The organism is Acinetobacter sp. 148, from assembly GCF_031196675.1.
Lineage (GTDB): Bacteria > Pseudomonadota > Gammaproteobacteria > Pseudomonadales > Moraxellaceae > Acinetobacter > Acinetobacter baumannii.
On the sequence record NZ_JAVIMT010000003.1, the window covers coordinates 1 to 258 of the forward strand.

The 258-nt window shown below is 42.2% G+C and carries 1 pseudogene; it reads right to left on the reverse strand.

Annotated elements, in window-relative coordinates:
* Nucleotides 1-258, reverse strand: a pseudogene (locus RFX69_RS00020) (phage tail protein); the annotation flags it as partial.

Consider the following 258-nt stretch of genomic DNA (forward strand, 5'->3'; position numbering starts at 1 on the left):
TTTCGATTGGGTGAGCTGCTGACAGAATAAGGAAATAACAATACATAGCTAACGACAGAATCTAGGTTTACTCCCGTAATCATTTTTCTTTCAAAAGTTTGGCCTACTCCACCAATTCCAAAGCTGCCAACTTCTATCAAATTACCAGCTGTAGTACCAACATTTCTAGTTGCGGCACTACCAAGCCCTAAGTTAGTTCGAGCATCGGATGGAGTTGTTGCACCGGTACCACCTTGAGAAATTGCAATAGCCTTGGTT